13 protein-coding genes and 1 riboswitch are annotated in these 14272 nt (G+C 63.6%); of the genes, 5 read left to right on the forward strand and 8 right to left on the reverse strand.

Annotated features, from left to right (window positions below; translation table 11 throughout):
• Positions 1 to 154: 154 nt before the first annotated feature.
• The 7 genes from HGP14_RS10795 to HGP14_RS10825 all read right to left on the reverse strand — a co-directional run bounded on the left by HGP14_RS10795 (position 155) and on the right by HGP14_RS10825 (position 8004).
• The gene (locus HGP14_RS10795) at positions 155 to 1846 is read right to left on the reverse strand and encodes an ABC transporter ATP-binding protein (protein WP_168829833.1); all 1692 of its coding nucleotides are present in this window, start codon (positions 1844 to 1846) and stop codon (positions 155 to 157) included.
• A complete protein-coding gene (locus HGP14_RS10800; RefSeq protein ID WP_168829834.1) occupies positions 1843 to 2787 on the reverse strand; it encodes an acetamidase/formamidase family protein in 945 nt (314 codons plus the stop codon). Before HGP14_RS10800 ends, HGP14_RS10795 begins: the two co-directional genes overlap by 4 nt.
• A 69-nt stretch (positions 2788 to 2856) precedes the next feature.
• Positions 2857 to 4491 carry an ABC transporter substrate-binding protein gene (locus HGP14_RS10805; RefSeq protein WP_168829835.1) on the reverse strand — a complete coding sequence of 545 codons (1635 nt, stop codon included), beginning with the start codon at positions 4489 to 4491 and terminating at the stop codon, positions 2857 to 2859.
• A gap of 31 nt (positions 4492 to 4522) precedes the next feature.
• Positions 4523 to 5443: an ABC transporter permease gene (locus HGP14_RS10810; RefSeq protein ID WP_168829836.1), complete on the reverse strand. Its 921-nt coding sequence runs from the start codon at positions 5441 to 5443 to the stop codon at positions 4523 to 4525.
• Position 5444: 1 nt separating this feature from the next.
• Positions 5445 to 6293 (reverse strand): ABC transporter permease, encoded by an 849-nt coding sequence (locus HGP14_RS10815; protein ID WP_168829837.1) that lies wholly within the window; start codon positions 6291 to 6293, stop codon positions 5445 to 5447.
• Entirely contained in the window at positions 6293 to 6874 is a 582-nt protein-coding gene (locus HGP14_RS10820; protein WP_168829838.1) for an ANTAR domain-containing response regulator, read from the reverse strand. The genes HGP14_RS10815 and HGP14_RS10820 overlap by 1 nt, the downstream gene beginning before the upstream one ends.
• Complete coding sequence (locus tag HGP14_RS10825; protein WP_168829839.1) at positions 6871 to 8004, reverse strand: transporter substrate-binding protein; 1134 nt, start codon at positions 8002 to 8004, stop codon at positions 6871 to 6873. Before HGP14_RS10825 ends, HGP14_RS10820 begins: the two co-directional genes overlap by 4 nt.
• A gap of 248 nt (positions 8005 to 8252) precedes the next feature.
• A riboswitch (TPP riboswitch) is annotated at positions 8253 to 8364 on the forward strand.
• 93 nt (positions 8365 to 8457) lie between these two features.
• Between HGP14_RS10825 and thiC the strand changes: the two genes are divergently transcribed.
• From thiC to HGP14_RS10850, 5 genes are read left to right on the forward strand one after another with little or no spacing between them, the layout of a single operon-like run.
• Positions 8458 to 10284, forward strand: coding sequence for a phosphomethylpyrimidine synthase ThiC (gene thiC, locus HGP14_RS10830; RefSeq protein WP_168829840.1), 1827 nt, complete (start codon positions 8458 to 8460; stop codon positions 10282 to 10284).
• A 1-nt stretch (position 10285) separates the two neighbouring features.
• A complete protein-coding gene (thiO, locus tag HGP14_RS10835; RefSeq protein ID WP_168829841.1) occupies positions 10286 to 11260 on the forward strand; it encodes a glycine oxidase ThiO in 975 nt (324 codons plus the stop codon).
• Positions 11251 to 11448 carry a sulfur carrier protein ThiS gene (gene thiS / locus HGP14_RS10840; RefSeq protein ID WP_168829842.1) on the forward strand — a complete coding sequence of 66 codons (198 nt, stop codon included), beginning with the start codon at positions 11251 to 11253 and terminating at the stop codon, positions 11446 to 11448. The genes thiO and thiS overlap by 10 nt, the downstream gene beginning before the upstream one ends.
• A gap of 3 nt (positions 11449 to 11451) precedes the next feature.
• A complete protein-coding gene (locus tag HGP14_RS10845; RefSeq protein ID WP_168829843.1) occupies positions 11452 to 12225 on the forward strand; it encodes a thiazole synthase in 774 nt (257 codons plus the stop codon).
• Positions 12222 to 12842, forward strand: coding sequence for a thiamine phosphate synthase (locus tag HGP14_RS10850; RefSeq protein WP_168829844.1), 621 nt, complete (start codon positions 12222 to 12224; stop codon positions 12840 to 12842). Before HGP14_RS10845 ends, HGP14_RS10850 begins: the two co-directional genes overlap by 4 nt.
• A gap of 29 nt (positions 12843 to 12871) precedes the next feature.
• On the opposite strand, the gene lpdA is transcribed toward HGP14_RS10850, so the two are convergent.
• Positions 12872 to 14269: a dihydrolipoyl dehydrogenase gene (gene lpdA, locus HGP14_RS10855; protein ID WP_168829845.1), complete on the reverse strand. Its 1398-nt coding sequence runs from the start codon at positions 14267 to 14269 to the stop codon at positions 12872 to 12874.
• Positions 14270 to 14272 lie beyond the last annotated feature (3 nt).

Genomic DNA, 14272 nt, shown 5'->3' on the forward strand with positions numbered 1-14272 from the left:
AGTTCTTGCGCAGATCTTGAAGACAAGGCACAGCCAGCTTCTGCACGAAGCCGCAGAGAATAATCTATGAAATTTATGGAATTGTGCAAGCGGCCGCAGTCCAGCGGCCGTCACGAAGTTGCGGAGAGGAACGTCAGCTACGCGGCATCGCCGGTCAGGCGACGGTGCCCCGCGCTCTTCTTTGGTAGACTTCCGGATCAGGGATGGGAACGGCGGCGATCAAAGTCCGCGTATAGTCGTCCTTCGGGTTTTCGAAGATCTCCCGCCGCGTCCCTGTCTCGACGATCTGGCCGTCGCGCATCACCGCGACGTGGTGCGACATGCGCTCGACCACCGCCATGTCATGGGAGATGAAGAGATAGGCAAGCCCCATCGTCTCCTGCAGCTCCAGCATCAGATCGAGAACGCGGGCGCGCACCGAAACGTCGAGTGCGGCGACGCTCTCGTCGGCGACGATCAGTTTCGGCCCGACGGCAAGGGCACGCGCAATGCAGATGCGCTGACGCTGACCGCCGGAGAATTCGTGCGGGTAGCGGGTCGCGGCATCGGGCGTCAGCCCGACCCGGCGAAGCAGCTCGGCGACGCGATCCCGTCGCTCGCTCTTGCTGCCGATGCCGTGGATCACCATGGGCTCGGCGATCGCTGCCCCCACCGCCATGCGGCTGTCGAGCGAAGCGTAGGGATCCTGAAAGATCATTTGAGCCGAGCGGCGCACTGGTCGCATCGCTCGCTGGCCAAGACCGGCGATGTCCTGCCCGTCGATCAGGACATTGCCGGTGAAGGGAATGAGACCTAGAGCCGCCTTGCCGGTCGTCGACTTGCCGGAACCGCTTTCGCCGACGAGGCCAAGCGTTTGTCCGGGCAGGATATCGAACGAGACGTCATACACGGCCTGAACCGGCGCTTTGCCCTTGAAGAAACGGCCGACAGGGCTGCCGTAACTCACGTTCAGCCCGCGCACGTTTATGACGGGCGAGCGATCAGTGCGTTCCGGCTCGATCTTGCGCTCGGTCACCCGCGGCGGACCATCCGTTCCCGCCAGGGCTCCGAGCCGCGGCACGGCGGCCAGCAACTGCTTGGTATAGTCTTCCTTCGGCCGGTTGAAGATCGCAAGCGAGGGGCCTTCCTCGACGATCCGGCCGTGCTGCATGATGGCGACGCGGTCGGCCATCGCGGCGACCACGCCCATGTCGTGCGTGATCAGGATGATCGAGGTGCCGAACTCGACCTTCAGTTCGCGCATCAGCTTCAGGATCTGGGCCTGAACCGTGACGTCGAGCGCCGTCGTCGGCTCATCGGCAATCAGCACCTTGGGTCGGCAGGAGAGCGCCATGGCGATCATCACGCGCTGGCGCATGCCGCCGGAAAGCTCATGCGGAAACTGCTTCAGGCGCCGGGCCGGATCGGTGATCTGCACGGCATCGAGCATCTGCAACGCCACCGCCTCTGCATTGCCGCTGCCCTGGTGCTCGCGGATTGCCTCGGTCAGTTGCGCGCCGACCGACATCACCGGGTTCAGCGACGTCATGGGCTCCTGAAACACCATGGCGACATCGCCGCCGCGCACGCCGCGCATCGTGCGATTGGAGAGCTTCAGAAGGTCGCGTTCACCGAGCAGGATATTGCCGGATGTGACGCGCAGCGACGTCTTCGGCAGCAGCCCCATGACGGCGAGCGAAGTCACCGATTTGCCGGAGCCGGATTCTCCCGCGATGCAGAGCGTCTCGCCGCTTGCAAGATCGAAACCGATATCCCGAAGGACCGGTTTCAGGCCCTCCGGCGTCAGGGCATCGACGCTGAGATTGCGTACGGAAAGAATGGGCGCGGCAATGGAGGACAAGGTCAAGCGAATACGATCCTCGGGAAGTAGAAGGAGACCACCCAGTTCGGTTGATCGACGATTTCGCTGATGCGGAGGTCGCCGCAGACAGAGCAGAGCAGGTAGGCATCGACGGCGCTCAGGCCGTGTTCGGTGCCGAGCAGGTCGATCATGCGCATGACGCTTTCGCGCGCGCCGGTCATCAGGTCGGGACCGATGCCGGTCGTCACCTCGTAGCCGGCGCCGTCGAGATGGCGGCTGACGGGCTCGGTTGTCGTGAAGCGCGGCGTCTGGAGCTTGGCATCCTTGACGAGTTCGAGCGTCGCCTCGACGTTCATCTGGCTTTCGATCGCGGTGCCGCAGACTTCGCCGTCGCCCTGGGCTGCGTGCGTGTCGCCGATCGAGAACAGAGCGCCTTCGACCTCTACGGGCAGGTAGAGCGTGACACCGGCAGTCAGGTCGCGAATATCCATGTTGCCGCCGACGCGACGCGGAGGCACGACGGAATGGGTGCCGGGTTCGGCAGGTGCAACGCCGATCGTGCCGGCGAACGGCTTCAGCGGCACACGGCCGCCCGGGCCGTAGAGGGCAGGAACCATGCTGTTGGCATCGTAGGACCATACATGCAATGCCGGGTCCTTGAACTGGTCGGCAAGCAGGCCGAAGCCCGGGATATTGGCCGTCCAGCCAGTCCCCGACGGGATGAATTTGCGCAGCGTCACCTTCAGCGCATCGCCGGGCTTGGCGCCCTCGACATAGACTGGGCCAGAAACTGGGTTGATCTTGCCGAAATCGAGATTGTTCAGCGTGTCGAGCGTCGCGTCGCGACCGAGCTGGCCGCCCGAGGAATCGAGGCACTCGAAGTGGATCGTCTCGCCTGGCTTGGCAACGACGGCGGGCGCGAAATCCTTGTTCCAGCCGAAATTATGCTGGGCGCGGTGAATGGTGTGGGTACAGACGATGCACATGCTGGTGTCTCCCTAGACTCATAGGCCCTCTCCCGGCGTACCGGGAGAGGGTTCGATCCTTTTGAGGACCTATTGGTTCACGTAGATCGCCTCGTAGTCGATGACGCGGGTCGGATCGATGTAGATCTCGTCCGGGCCGCCCATGCGCTTCGACTTGGCGACGACGCGGCGCTCGTTGAAGACTGGGATCCACGGCGCGTCCTTTTCCTGGATCTCCGTGAAGATCTTGCTCCAGGTTTCCAGGCGCTCCTTCTCCTTGGCCGGCAGCGGCATGGCGTCGGCCGCCTGAGCGCGCTTCTCCATCTCCTGGTTGCAGTACCACGACCAGTTCCAGCCGCCGGGCACGGCGCTGGCGCAGGCAAGGATCGGTCCGTAGAAGTCGGAAGGATCCGGGAAGTCGGCAATCCAGCCCATGCCGCCTGACCAGATCATCGGCGCCTCGCCCTTGGTGCCGCCGGCGGCGATCACGTTCGGGTTGGCGAGCGCCTTGATCTCGACCTTGACGCCGATCGCCGCCAGATCCTGCTGGATCGCTTGGGCGATGCGCGGCTGTGGGTCCGTGTTGGAGGTGTAGAGCGTGGTGCTGAAGCCGTCCTTGAGGCCGGCTTCGGCGAGCAGCTTTTTCGCCCCGGCCTGATCGAAGGGATAGCCCTTGTAGTCCTTGTCATAGCCCGGCATCAGCGGCGGCAGAACCTGGCTCGCGGGTTCGGCGCGGCCGTTGATGATGCGAACGATGCGGTCCTTGTTGATCGCCATGTTGACCGCCTGACGGACGCGGGCGTCGTCGAGCGGCTTGACTTGCGTATTGAGAGTCACATAGCCCGTCTGCATCTGCTGGCGGTCGACGATCATGCCGGCGAATTCCGGCGACTTCTTCATTTCCAGGAACTTTGCCGGCGGGATGCCGTCGCCGGCGATATCAACTTCACCCTTCTGCAGGCGCAGCAGCGCTACCAGCGGCTCCTGACCGATCTCGACCTTGTAGCCGTCGATCAGCGGACGCTCCTTGATGAAGTAGTCCGGATTGCGCTCGAAGGTGAGACTCTGGCCGACCGTCCAGTCCTTCAGAATGAAGGCGCCGGAACCGACTGGCTTTTTGCCGAAATCGCCGTCAGCGGCTTCGACCGCTTCCTTCGGCACAACGGAGGAGAAGTTGAGCGCGAGCACGTTGAGGAAGGTCGCGTCCGGCTGGACGAGGTTGAACTGGATCGTATGGTCGTCGACGACGACGATGCCTTCCATCGTCTCGGCCTTGCCGGCCGTCATGGCGTCTGCGCCGACGATCGAATGGAAGAAGCCGGCGCCAGGCCCCTGCGTCTTCGGATTGACGGCGCGCTCGATGGAATACTTGACATCAGCGGCGGTGAGCTCGCGGCCGTTGGTGAACTTGACGCCCTTGTGGAGCTTGAAGGTGTAGGTCTTGCCGTCCGAGCTGACCTCATAGCTCTCGGCGAGCGACGGCTTCAGCTCGGTGGTGCCCGGCGTGTAGTCGACCAGACGGGAGAACATGGCGTTGATCATCGACCAGTTCTGCCAGTCGTAGCCGATCGCGGGATCGAGCGTGGCGATATCGTCCTTGTAGGTGACGACGATGTTGCCGCCCTTGGCCGGGGTTTCGGCGGCGTGGGCCGAGACGGCCGGCGCCAGCGCGGTCGTGGCGAGCATTGCGGCGAATGCCGCCTGCCGTAGGAATGTCTTTTTCATTTAGGAACTCCTCTGTTGGTTTTTTGCTCGGTTATTGCGCGCGGATGCGCGGATCGATGAAGGGCGCGACGACGTCGGCAAGCAGGTTGCCAAGCACGATCGCCAGCGCCGAGACCAGTGTCACGCCCATGATGATCGGCACGTCGACCTGCTGGATGGCCTGCCAGGCGAGCTGACCGATGCCCGGCCAGCCATAGACGGCTTCCACCACCACCACGCCGCTCATGAACTGGCCGATATCGATGCCGATCATGGCGATGATCGGCAGGATGGCGTTCGGCAGCGCGTGCCGGAAGAGAATGCGCCGCGAGGAGAGGCCTTTCGCACGGGCGGTGCGGACATAGTCCTGATTGAGAACGTCGATCATGGCGGAGCGCACCATGCGGGCGTACCAGCCGGCGCCGAGAACGCCGAGGGTCACGGCCGGCAGGACGACATGGTTGACCGTACCGAAGCCCGACATCGGGAACCAGCCGAGCGTGGCGGCAAAGACGTAGAGCAGGAGCAGGGCGACGACGAACTGCGGCGACGAGACGCCGACAAAGGACAGCATCATCACCGCGCGGTCGACAAAGCCGCCTCGCTTGACTGCGGCGATGACACCGAAGGTGAGGCCGAGCGCAACTTCGACGAGAATGCCGGCCGCCATCAGGATGAGCGTGGCGGGCAGGCGCGCGACGATCAACGGCAGCACCGCGGTCTTCTGTGTATAGGAGCGCCCGAGATCGCCGTTGATGAGCCCGCCGAGATAGTGGAGGAACTGGACGACGAGCGGCTGGTCGAGGCCCAGTTCATGGCGGATGGCTGCGACCGTCTGCGGCGTCGCACTGCGGCCCGCGATCAGCACGGCGGGATCGGCCGGCAGCGCGTAGAGCAGCAGGAAGGTGATGGCGGCGACGCCAAGAAGAATGAGAACGGCCTGCACCAGCCGGCGAAGCATCAGGAACGCCATCTCAACCTCTCCCGCGCTGCGTCGGATCGAGGATGTCGCGGAGTGCATCGCCGACGAGATTGAAGGACAGCGCCGTCGCCAGAATGACGGCGCCGGGGATGAACACCAGCCAGGGCGCGTCCTGGAAATAGCTCTGGCTTTCGAAGATGATGTTGCCCCAGGACGGCTGCGGCGGCTGAACGCCGATGCCGAGGAAGGAGAGCGTCGCCTCCAGAAGCACGGTCGTCGCAATGCCGAGCGTTCCCCAGACGATGGCCGTGGGTATCAGGTGGGGCAGGATATGCATGAAGAGCACGCGCAGATGACCGGCGCCGAGTGAGCGTTCCGCCATGATGAAGTCGCGCTCGGCAAGGCCGCGTGTCTCGGTATAGACGATACGCGCGACCTGCACCCAGTTGACGAGCGCAATCACCATCGCGACGATCCATAAACTGGGCTTCAGGAGGGCTGCGAGGACGATCGCCAGCAGCAATGCGGGAAACGCCATCATCAGGTCGGTGAAGCGCATCAGCACGCTGCTTGCGAAGCCGCGGACATAGCCTGCGACGATGCCGATGAAGAGGCCGATCGCGACGGCAATGCCATTTGCCACGAGGCCGATGACCAGCGAGGTTCGGGCACCAAAAAGCAGGCGGGAAAAGAGGTCGCGGCCGAGCGTATCCGTGCCGAGCAGGAACTGGCCGCCCGGCGGCAGCGGCGCGCCCTCCAGCGACAGGCCGTCGAACATCTGATCTTCCGGGCTGAACGGTGCTATCAGCGGCGCGGCGATTGCCATCGTCACGACGACGACGACGACCACGAGGCCGATCAGGGCTGCAGGCTGGCGCAGCATGGCTTTGAGTACTCGCATCAGCCAACCTCCGGCAAGGGTTCGACACCGCCAAGAATGAAGGCGGCGATCTGCTCCATCGGCAGGCGCCGGCGCATGGCGCAATCGCGCAGGATCGCATAGGCGCGTTCCTCGTCGAGGCCGCGGGCGTTCATGAGTTTCTCCACGGCGGCATGGACCAGCGGACGAAGCCGCACGCGCTCTTCCAGATATTGCAGCCGTTCGGCATTGTTCTTGCGCTCTTGATAGATGGAGACGGCCATGACGAGCGCGGGATAGACCGCCGACGTAGCGATGGGCTTGGCGATGATCGCTCCGGCGCCCCTTTCGAGTGCCCACGCAATGCGGCCAGGTGCCTCGGAACCGAGTAATGCGACGACCGGGCAGGCTGGATTGGTGCCGGTCCATGGCAGGAGATCGTCCCAGCCCTGATCGGCATCGACAATCACGATTTGAGGGAGTTCGGCGGCGGAAAGCGGAGCCCATTGCAGCGTCGCGCGAATGCCAAGCAGGCGCAGTTGCCGGATCAGCCTTTCGGTGTTGCCATCTTCGCGGTGGATAATCGCAGCATGCCAGCCTGTAAAATTGGGGGTCTCTCTCATGACACCACCCGCAGCTTCGGCGGCGCCTGCTTGTCGCGCCTGGTGAGATAGGGGTCGGCGGCGAGCGGCGGGCGCGAGGCGATGACGTCGAAACCGTTGTTGGGATTGATGCGGCCGAGATGGAAGGGCAGCGCCGCATGGTTGGTCTCGGGATCGATCGACAGCGCGCCGAAGAGCGTCGGCCAAGCATTGCCGTAGAGTTCGCGGCGTACCGACGGGGGATCGTCGCTGCCTGCCGCGAGAATTGCCTCGGTGCAGAGCTTGACGGCTGTGTAGGCGCTGGCAAAGACGCTCGAGACGCGCCGTACACGGCCGTATCGCTGAGCGACGCGGACTTTGAATGCGGCGTTCTCCGGCGTACCAAGATTGTCGAAATAGGACGCGGCGCAAAGCTGCCCGACTGCGGCGCCGGCCGCGATGTCATCCAGCTCGCATTCCATCAGGTCGCAGCTGACGACCGGGCAATTTTCAGCACGGAATGCCGGGTCGCGCTCGCCAAGCTGTTTGATGGCCTCCAGGAAGGCGTAACTAGAGGGGCCGATCAAATTGTTGAGAATGAAGCTCGGGCGGCGCTGCTCGATGTCCGCTACGATGCGCTCGACCGCCCTTTCCTCAAGCGGCAGGTAACGCTCGCCGAGGACCTCGCCGCCGGCATTGTTGATAAGTTCGCGGGCGAGACGGTTCATCTCCCAGCCCCAGACATAGTTCGCGCCAACGAGGTAGGGGCGGGCGCCGAATCGCGGGATGAGATGGTCAAAAAGCGGGATCAGGTGCTGGTTCGGACAACCGCCGACATAGATGACGTTCTCGTTGGCCTCGAAGCCCTCATAGGGGCACATGTACCAAAGGAGGCCATCGTGTTTTTCCACAAGTGGAATGACTTCCTTGCGGGCGGCAGACGTGATCGTGCCGACGAGGTGGCGGCATCCGGCACGCAGCAGGTGGCGGGCGCCTTCGAGATAGGCAGAAAGATCGGCGTGCGGATCGAAGAAGACCGGCTCGATTGTCTGCCTGCCTGCCGCGGCAAGCTCCTCCATCGCAAATTCCGCGCCGTCGCGCGCATCGCGGCCCATCGACCCGTAAGGGCCGGTCGTGGAGAAGAGGATGCCGATCTTCAACGTTTTATCCATGCGGAATCCAAAAAACAAAAAACCCCACGACGCGGTCCCATCGGTTGATGGGGCGTCATGAGGCGAAACTGCCCAGCGACTATCGAAGTCATGTAAGCGCGGAGGCAGTGCCTAATCCGCAGGCGTGAATAAAATACCGGCAGTTCGGCTTGTCAAGGGCAGCGAGAACACGACTCATGGTTTTGTTGTCGAGGCAGGCAAGATGTTCCATTCGTCTTGACACCAGCGGCGCCCGATCCTAACCTTCACGCATTCACCAGGGGGGTCCCGGCAAGGGGCTGAGATACTGCTGACGTGCGCAGTGACCCGTTGAACCTGATCCAGTTCATACTGGCGTAGGGACGGTGCGAGCGCTCGAAAGGCTTTGGATTCCGCCAAGGAATCCGTGCCGGCGTCTTTCCATCATTCCGGCTGAGGACTGGGTCTCCAAATCGCAACTTGGAGCCTCAAACCATGAATATTGCCGCAAAAATTCCCACTCCGACCGTCACCACCGGCCCGCTGCCGGCATCGCGCAAGATTTACGTCCCGGGGGAGATTCACCCCGATATCCGGGTGCCGATGCGCGAGATCAGCGTTCACCCGACCTCGGGGGAGCCGCCGGTCACCGTCTATGATTCGTCCGGTGCCTATACGGTCGAGGGCGCCGATATTCGCATCGAGGAAGGCCTGCCACAGCTTCGGCGAGACTGGGTCCTCGCCCGCGGCGACGTTGAGACCTATCAGGGTCGCGACGTGCGCCCGGAAGACAACGGCTTTGCCAAAGGCGAGCGTTTGACGCCCGAGTTTCCCGCCAAGCGTCAGCCGCTGCGCGCAAAGGACGGCAAAGCGGTCACCCAGCTCGCATATGCGCGCGCCGGCATCATCACGCCGGAGATGGAATTCATCGCCATCCGCGAGAATCTCGGCCGAAAGGCGCAGAAAGAGGCCATGGTGCGCGACGGCGAGAGCTTCGGCGCCCATATTCCGGACCACGTCACGCCGGAATTCGTCCGCCAGGAAGTGGCGGCGGGCAGGGCGATCATTCCCGCCAACATCAACCATCCGGAATCCGAACCGATGATCATCGGCCGGAACTTCCTGGTGAAGATCAATGCCAATATCGGCAACTCCGCCGTCACCTCCTCGATGGCTGAGGAGGTCGAAAAGATGGTTTGGGCCGCGCGCTGGGGCGCCGATACCGTCATGGATCTTTCGACCGGCCGCAACATCCACAACATTCGCGAATGGATCATCCGCAACTCGCCTCTGCCGATCGGCACCGTGCCGCTCTACCAGGCGCTGGAAAAGGTCGAAGGCATCGCCGAGAACCTGACATGGGAGGTCTATCGCGACACGCTGATCGAGCAGGCGGAGCAGGGGGTCGACTACTTCACGATCCATGCCGGCGTCCGGCTCCACTACATTCCGCTCACGGTCAACCGGGTGACGGGCATCGTCTCGCGCGGCGGCTCGATCATGGCGAAGTGGTGTCTGCATCACCACCGCGAGAGCTTCCTCTACGAACATTTCGAGGAGATCTGCGATATCTGCCGCGCCTATGACGTCTCCTTCTCGCTCGGCGACGGCCTGCGTCCGGGTTCGATTGCCGACGCCAACGACGCCGCGCAGTTCGCCGAACTCGAGACCCTTGGCGAACTCACCAAGATCGCCTGGGCGAAGGACTGCCAGGTCATGATCGAAGGGCCCGGCCACGTGCCGATGCACAAGATCAAGGAGAACATGGACAAGCAGCTCGCCGTCTGCGGCGAAGCGCCCTTCTATACGCTGGGGCCGCTGACAACCGACATCGCGCCCGGCTACGACCACATCACCTCGGGGATTGGGGCGGCGATGATCGGCTGGTTCGGCACGGCGATGCTCTGCTACGTGACGCCGAAGGAGCACCTCGGCCTTCCGGATCGCAACGACGTCAAGACCGGCGTCATCACCTACAAGATCGCCGCCCACGCCGCCGATCTAGCCAAGGGGCATCCCGCCGCTCAGGTGCGCGACGACGCGCTGTCGCGCGCCCGTTTCGAATTCCGCTGGGAGGACCAGTTCAACCTCTCGCTCGATCCCGAAACGGCGCGCTCCTTCCATGACGAGACGCTGCCGAAGGAGGCGCACAAGGTCGCGCACTTCTGCTCGATGTGCGGCCCCAAATTCTGCTCGATGCGGATCTCGCATGACATCCGCGCCGAAGCGCAGAAGGAGGGCTTGGACGCTATGGCGGCCCGCTACCGTGACGGCGGCGATCTCTACATGCCGGTCGATGCCGTCAAGCCTTCGGACGGCTGACATGCGCGTGCTTGTCAAAGGGGCCGGCGTTGCCGGTCTCACAGTGGCCCATGAGCTTCGCACCCGCGGAGCCGAGGTGACCGTGTTCGACCAGTCTCCGGGATTCCACCGCGCCGCATCGTGGCTGGCCGGCGGAATGCTGGCGCCCTGGTGCGAGCGGGAAAGTGCTGACGAGGCTGTGCTCGTGCACGGCCTCGACGCCGCCGACCGGTGGGATGCGATATTGCCGACGGAAGTTCGAAGGAACGGCACGCTCGTGGTGGCGCCCGCGCGCGACCAAGGCGAGTTGCAACGCTTCGCCGGTCGTACGACAGGCTACGAGTGGCTTCACGAAGAGGATATTGCCTCGCTGGAACCCGCGCTTGCCGGGCGCTTCAGGCAAGGTTTGTTCTTTTCCCGCGAAGCGCACCTCGACCCGCGCCGGGCGCTGACGATGCTGCGGGAGAAACTGACGATGCAAGGTGTGTCGTTCGTCGGCGAGTGCGCTGACGAGCAGGGCTTCGACGACTGTGTTGATTGCACGGGTGCGGCGCAAATCGGAAAGACCGAGGGCCTGCGAGGCGTCCGCGGCGAAATGCTCTACCTCCAAACCCATGAGGTGACGCTCGACCGTCCGGTTCGTCTCCTGCACCCTCGCATTCCGGTCTATGTCGTCCCACGTGGCGGCGGGCTTTTCATGATCGGTGCCACGATGATCGAGACCGAGTTCGATGGCCCGGTCTCGGCGCGCTCGTTGATGGAACTGCTGAACGCCGCCTATGCGCTGCATCCGGCGTTTGCCGACGCAACGGTCGTCGAAACCGGCGTCGGCATCCGGCCCGCCTTTCCCGACAATTTCCCCCGCGCGACCCGCGAAGGAAAGGCAGTCGTGGTCAACGGTCTCTATCGCCACGGCTTTCTGCTCGCACCGGCGATGGCCGCCAAGGCCGCGGATCTTGTTTTCAACCCAACTGGAAGGAATGCCCCATGCGACTGATCGTCAATGGTGAGCCTCAGGATATCGCCGCAACGACGCTCTTTGAGTTGCTGACGCTGATGGAATACGAGGGCGATTGGCTGGCGACCGCCGTCAATGGCGAGCTCGTTCACCGGGAGGACCGCTTGGCCCACAGCCTCAACGAGAACGACAGGATAGAAGTCCTGACGCCGATGCAGGGAGGCTGACCGATGCTGAACCTATACGGAACCGATATCACGTCCCGCCTACTCCTAGGCACTGCCCGCTATCCTTCGCCGGCTATCCTTTCCGAGGCGGTAAAGCGATCGGGAACGGAAATCGTGACGGTCTCGCTGCGCCGGGAGACCGCCGGCGGCCGAAACGGCGGCGCGTTTTTCGAGATGATCAGGGCGCTGGACGTGCGCGTGCTGCCCAATACCGCAGGCTGTCATGGCGTCTCCGAAGCGGTGCTGACGGCCAAGATGGCGCGCGAGGTGTTTCGAACCAACTGGATAAAGCTCGAGGTGATCGGCAATCACGATACATTGCAGCCGGATGTGTTCGGGCTCGTCGAGGCGGCGCGTATCCTCTCGAGTGAAGGCTTCGAAGTCTTTCCCTATACGACTGACGACCTCGTCGTTGCCGAACGGCTGATCGAAGCGGGCTGCAAGGTCCTGATGCCCTGGTGCGCGCCGATCGGCAGCGCCGCCGGGCCGCTCAATCCCTCCGCGCTTCGTGCCATCAGAGCGCACTTCCCCGACATACCGCTCATCGTCGATGCAGGCATTGGCCGGCCGTCGCATGCCGCAATGGTCATGGAACTCGGTTTTGACGCGGTGCTTCTCAACACGGCTGTCGCCGGCGCCGCCAACCCCGTCGAGATGGCCGATGCCTTCGCCAGGGCGATCGCGGCCGGAAGGCTGGCATTCGGCGCCGGTATGCTCGAACCGCGCGACATGGCCGTGCCCTCGACCCCGGTTATCGGGAAGGCGGTGTTCGCATGAGGCTCGACCCCTTCTACCTGATTGTTGACAGCGCCGAATGGATCGCTCGTCTCGTGCCGCTCGGAGTGAAGCTGGTTCAACTGCGCATCAAGGACCGTACGGAGGCGGAGATCCGCGTCGAAATCCGGACCGCAAAGGCGATCTGCTCCGCATATGGCTGCCAGCTGATCGTCAACGACTATTGGAAACTGGCAATCGACGCGGGATGCGATTTCCTCCATCTCGGCCAGGAGGATCTGGCTGAGGCCGATCTCAGCGCCATCCGTGCGGCCGGCCTGAGGCTCGGCCTCTCGACCCATGACGAGGCTGAACTGGAGATGGCGCTGGCGGCGGAGCCGGACTATGTCGCCCTCGGCCCCGTCTATCCGACGATCCTGAAGCAGATGAAATGGGCGCCGCAAGGCCTAGAACGGCTGCGGGAGTGGAAGGCGCGGATCGGCAGCCTGCCGCTCGTCGCCATCGGCGGTCTGAATATCGATCGCATCGACGGCGTCTTTGTCCATGGCGCAGACAGTGCGGCCGTGGTGACAGACATCACGCTGAACGGCGACCCCGAGGCGCGAACCAGAGAGTGGTTGGAAGCCACGGCCAGATGGAGAGCCGCATTGCCCTCGTGACCGCAGCAAGGTACGCGGCTTAGCCGCGTCTAGATGTGCAACGCGTGGCCGAGCGCCTTGAGGGCGGCCTCCTGCACGGCTTCGCTGCGCGTCGGATGGGCGTGGATCGTGCCGGCGATATCCTCGAGCCGCGCGCCCATTTCCATGGTGTGCGCGAACATGGCTGAAAGCTCGGAGACGCCGGCGCCGACAGCCTGCAAACCGAGCACGAGATTGGTATCGGTTCGTGCGACGACGCGCACGAAGCCGTCTTCTGAATGCATCGTCATGGCGCGGCCATTGGCATTGAAGGGAAACTGTCCGACGCGGACGTCATAGCCCTGCGCGCGCGCCTCGCCGGGAGAAAGGCCCGCCGTCACGATCTCCGGGTCGGTGAAGCAGACTGCGGGGATGCAGCGCTTGTCCCAGGCGCGCTTACGCCCGGCGACGATCTCGGCCACCATTTCGCCCTGCGCCATGGCGCGATGGGCAAGCATCGGCTCCCCGGTGATATCGCCGATCGCATAGACGCCTCGCATCGAAGTTCGGCAGTGATCGTCGATGCGCAGGTAGGGTCCCGAACGATCGAGGTCCAGTTCCTCCAGTCCCGATCCCGAAGTTCTGGGCCTTCGTCCGACGGTGACCAGAATACGATCGGCGGGCAGCTGTTGTTCCTGGCCGTCCGCTGTCTCGACCGCCAGCGCGCCGCCGTCGCCGGAGAGCCCTTTTGCCTTCGCCCCTGTTAGTATGCGGATGCCGAGTTCCCCGAGCTTCCGCTGGACCGGGCGCACGAGATCGGCGTCATATTGCGGCAGGATCTGCGGCATGGCTTCGACGACGGTCACTTCGGAACCCAGCTTGGCAAAAGCAGTGCCGAGCTCGAGGCCGATATAGCCGGCGCCGACAACCACGAGCTTTTTCGGCAGTTCGGTCAGCGACAGCGCTTCGGTGGAGGATATGACATGGCCACCGAAGGGAAGGGCACTGAGTTCCACCGGCGCCGATCCGGTGGCGATGACGACGGTTTCCGCGCGGATAATCTGCGCGCCGGTCTCCGTTCCAACCTCGACGGTCTTGCCGTCGCGAAAGGTCGCCCGCCCATGAACCACCTTTACCTTGGCCTTTTGCAGCAGCGCCGAAACGCCGCCGTTCAGACGACCGACGATTCCGTCCTTCCACGCGATGGTCTTCGCAAGGTCGATAGCAGGATCGCCGACCCGTATGCCGATCGGGCTCTTGCCATTAGTCATGCTGCGCACGGCGGCGAATTCGTCCGCCGCATGGATAAGCGCCTTCGAGGGGATGCATCCGACATTCAGGCAGGTGCCGCCCGGCTTGCTTTCCTCGACGATCACCGTGTCTATGCCGAGCTGTCCGGCGCGTATGGCGCAGACATAGCCGCCCGGGCCGGCGCCGATGACGAGCAGCTTGCAGACGATTTCTTTCATGTC

Origin of the sequence: Rhizobium sp. P32RR-XVIII (assembly GCF_012641395.1) — a bacterium.
GTDB lineage: Bacteria > Pseudomonadota > Alphaproteobacteria > Rhizobiales > Rhizobiaceae > Rhizobium.

Bases quoted from the DNA above. Each gene is read 5' to 3' on its own strand.
- thiS (WP_168829842.1), top strand. From the start codon at position 11,251: ATGCGACTGATCGTCAATGGTGAGCCTCAGGATATCGCCGCAACGACG.
- HGP14_RS10810 (WP_168829836.1), bottom strand. From the start codon at position 5,443: ATGGCGTTCCTGATGCTTCGCCGGCTGGTGCAGGCCGTTCTCATTCTT.
- lpdA (WP_168829845.1), bottom strand. From the start codon at position 14,269: ATGAAAGAAATCGTCTGCAAGCTGCTCGTCATCGGCGCCGGCCCGGGC.
- HGP14_RS10800 (WP_168829834.1), bottom strand. From the start codon at position 2,787: ATGTGCATCGTCTGTACCCACACCATTCACCGCGCCCAGCATAATTTC.
- HGP14_RS10850 (WP_168829844.1), top strand. From the start codon at position 12,222: ATGAGGCTCGACCCCTTCTACCTGATTGTTGACAGCGCCGAATGGATC.
- HGP14_RS10825 (WP_168829839.1), bottom strand. From the start codon at position 8,004: ATGGATAAAACGTTGAAGATCGGCATCCTCTTCTCCACGACCGGCCCT.
- thiC (WP_168829840.1), top strand. From the start codon at position 8,458: ATGAATATTGCCGCAAAAATTCCCACTCCGACCGTCACCACCGGCCCG.
- HGP14_RS10815 (WP_168829837.1), bottom strand. From the start codon at position 6,293: ATGCGAGTACTCAAAGCCATGCTGCGCCAGCCTGCAGCCCTGATCGGC.
- HGP14_RS10805 (WP_168829835.1), bottom strand. From the start codon at position 4,491: ATGAAAAAGACATTCCTACGGCAGGCGGCATTCGCCGCAATGCTCGCC.
- HGP14_RS10820 (WP_168829838.1), bottom strand. From the start codon at position 6,874: ATGAGAGAGACCCCCAATTTTACAGGCTGGCATGCTGCGATTATCCAC.
- HGP14_RS10845 (WP_168829843.1), top strand. From the start codon at position 11,452: ATGCTGAACCTATACGGAACCGATATCACGTCCCGCCTACTCCTAGGC.
- thiO (WP_168829841.1), top strand. From the start codon at position 10,286: ATGCGCGTGCTTGTCAAAGGGGCCGGCGTTGCCGGTCTCACAGTGGCC.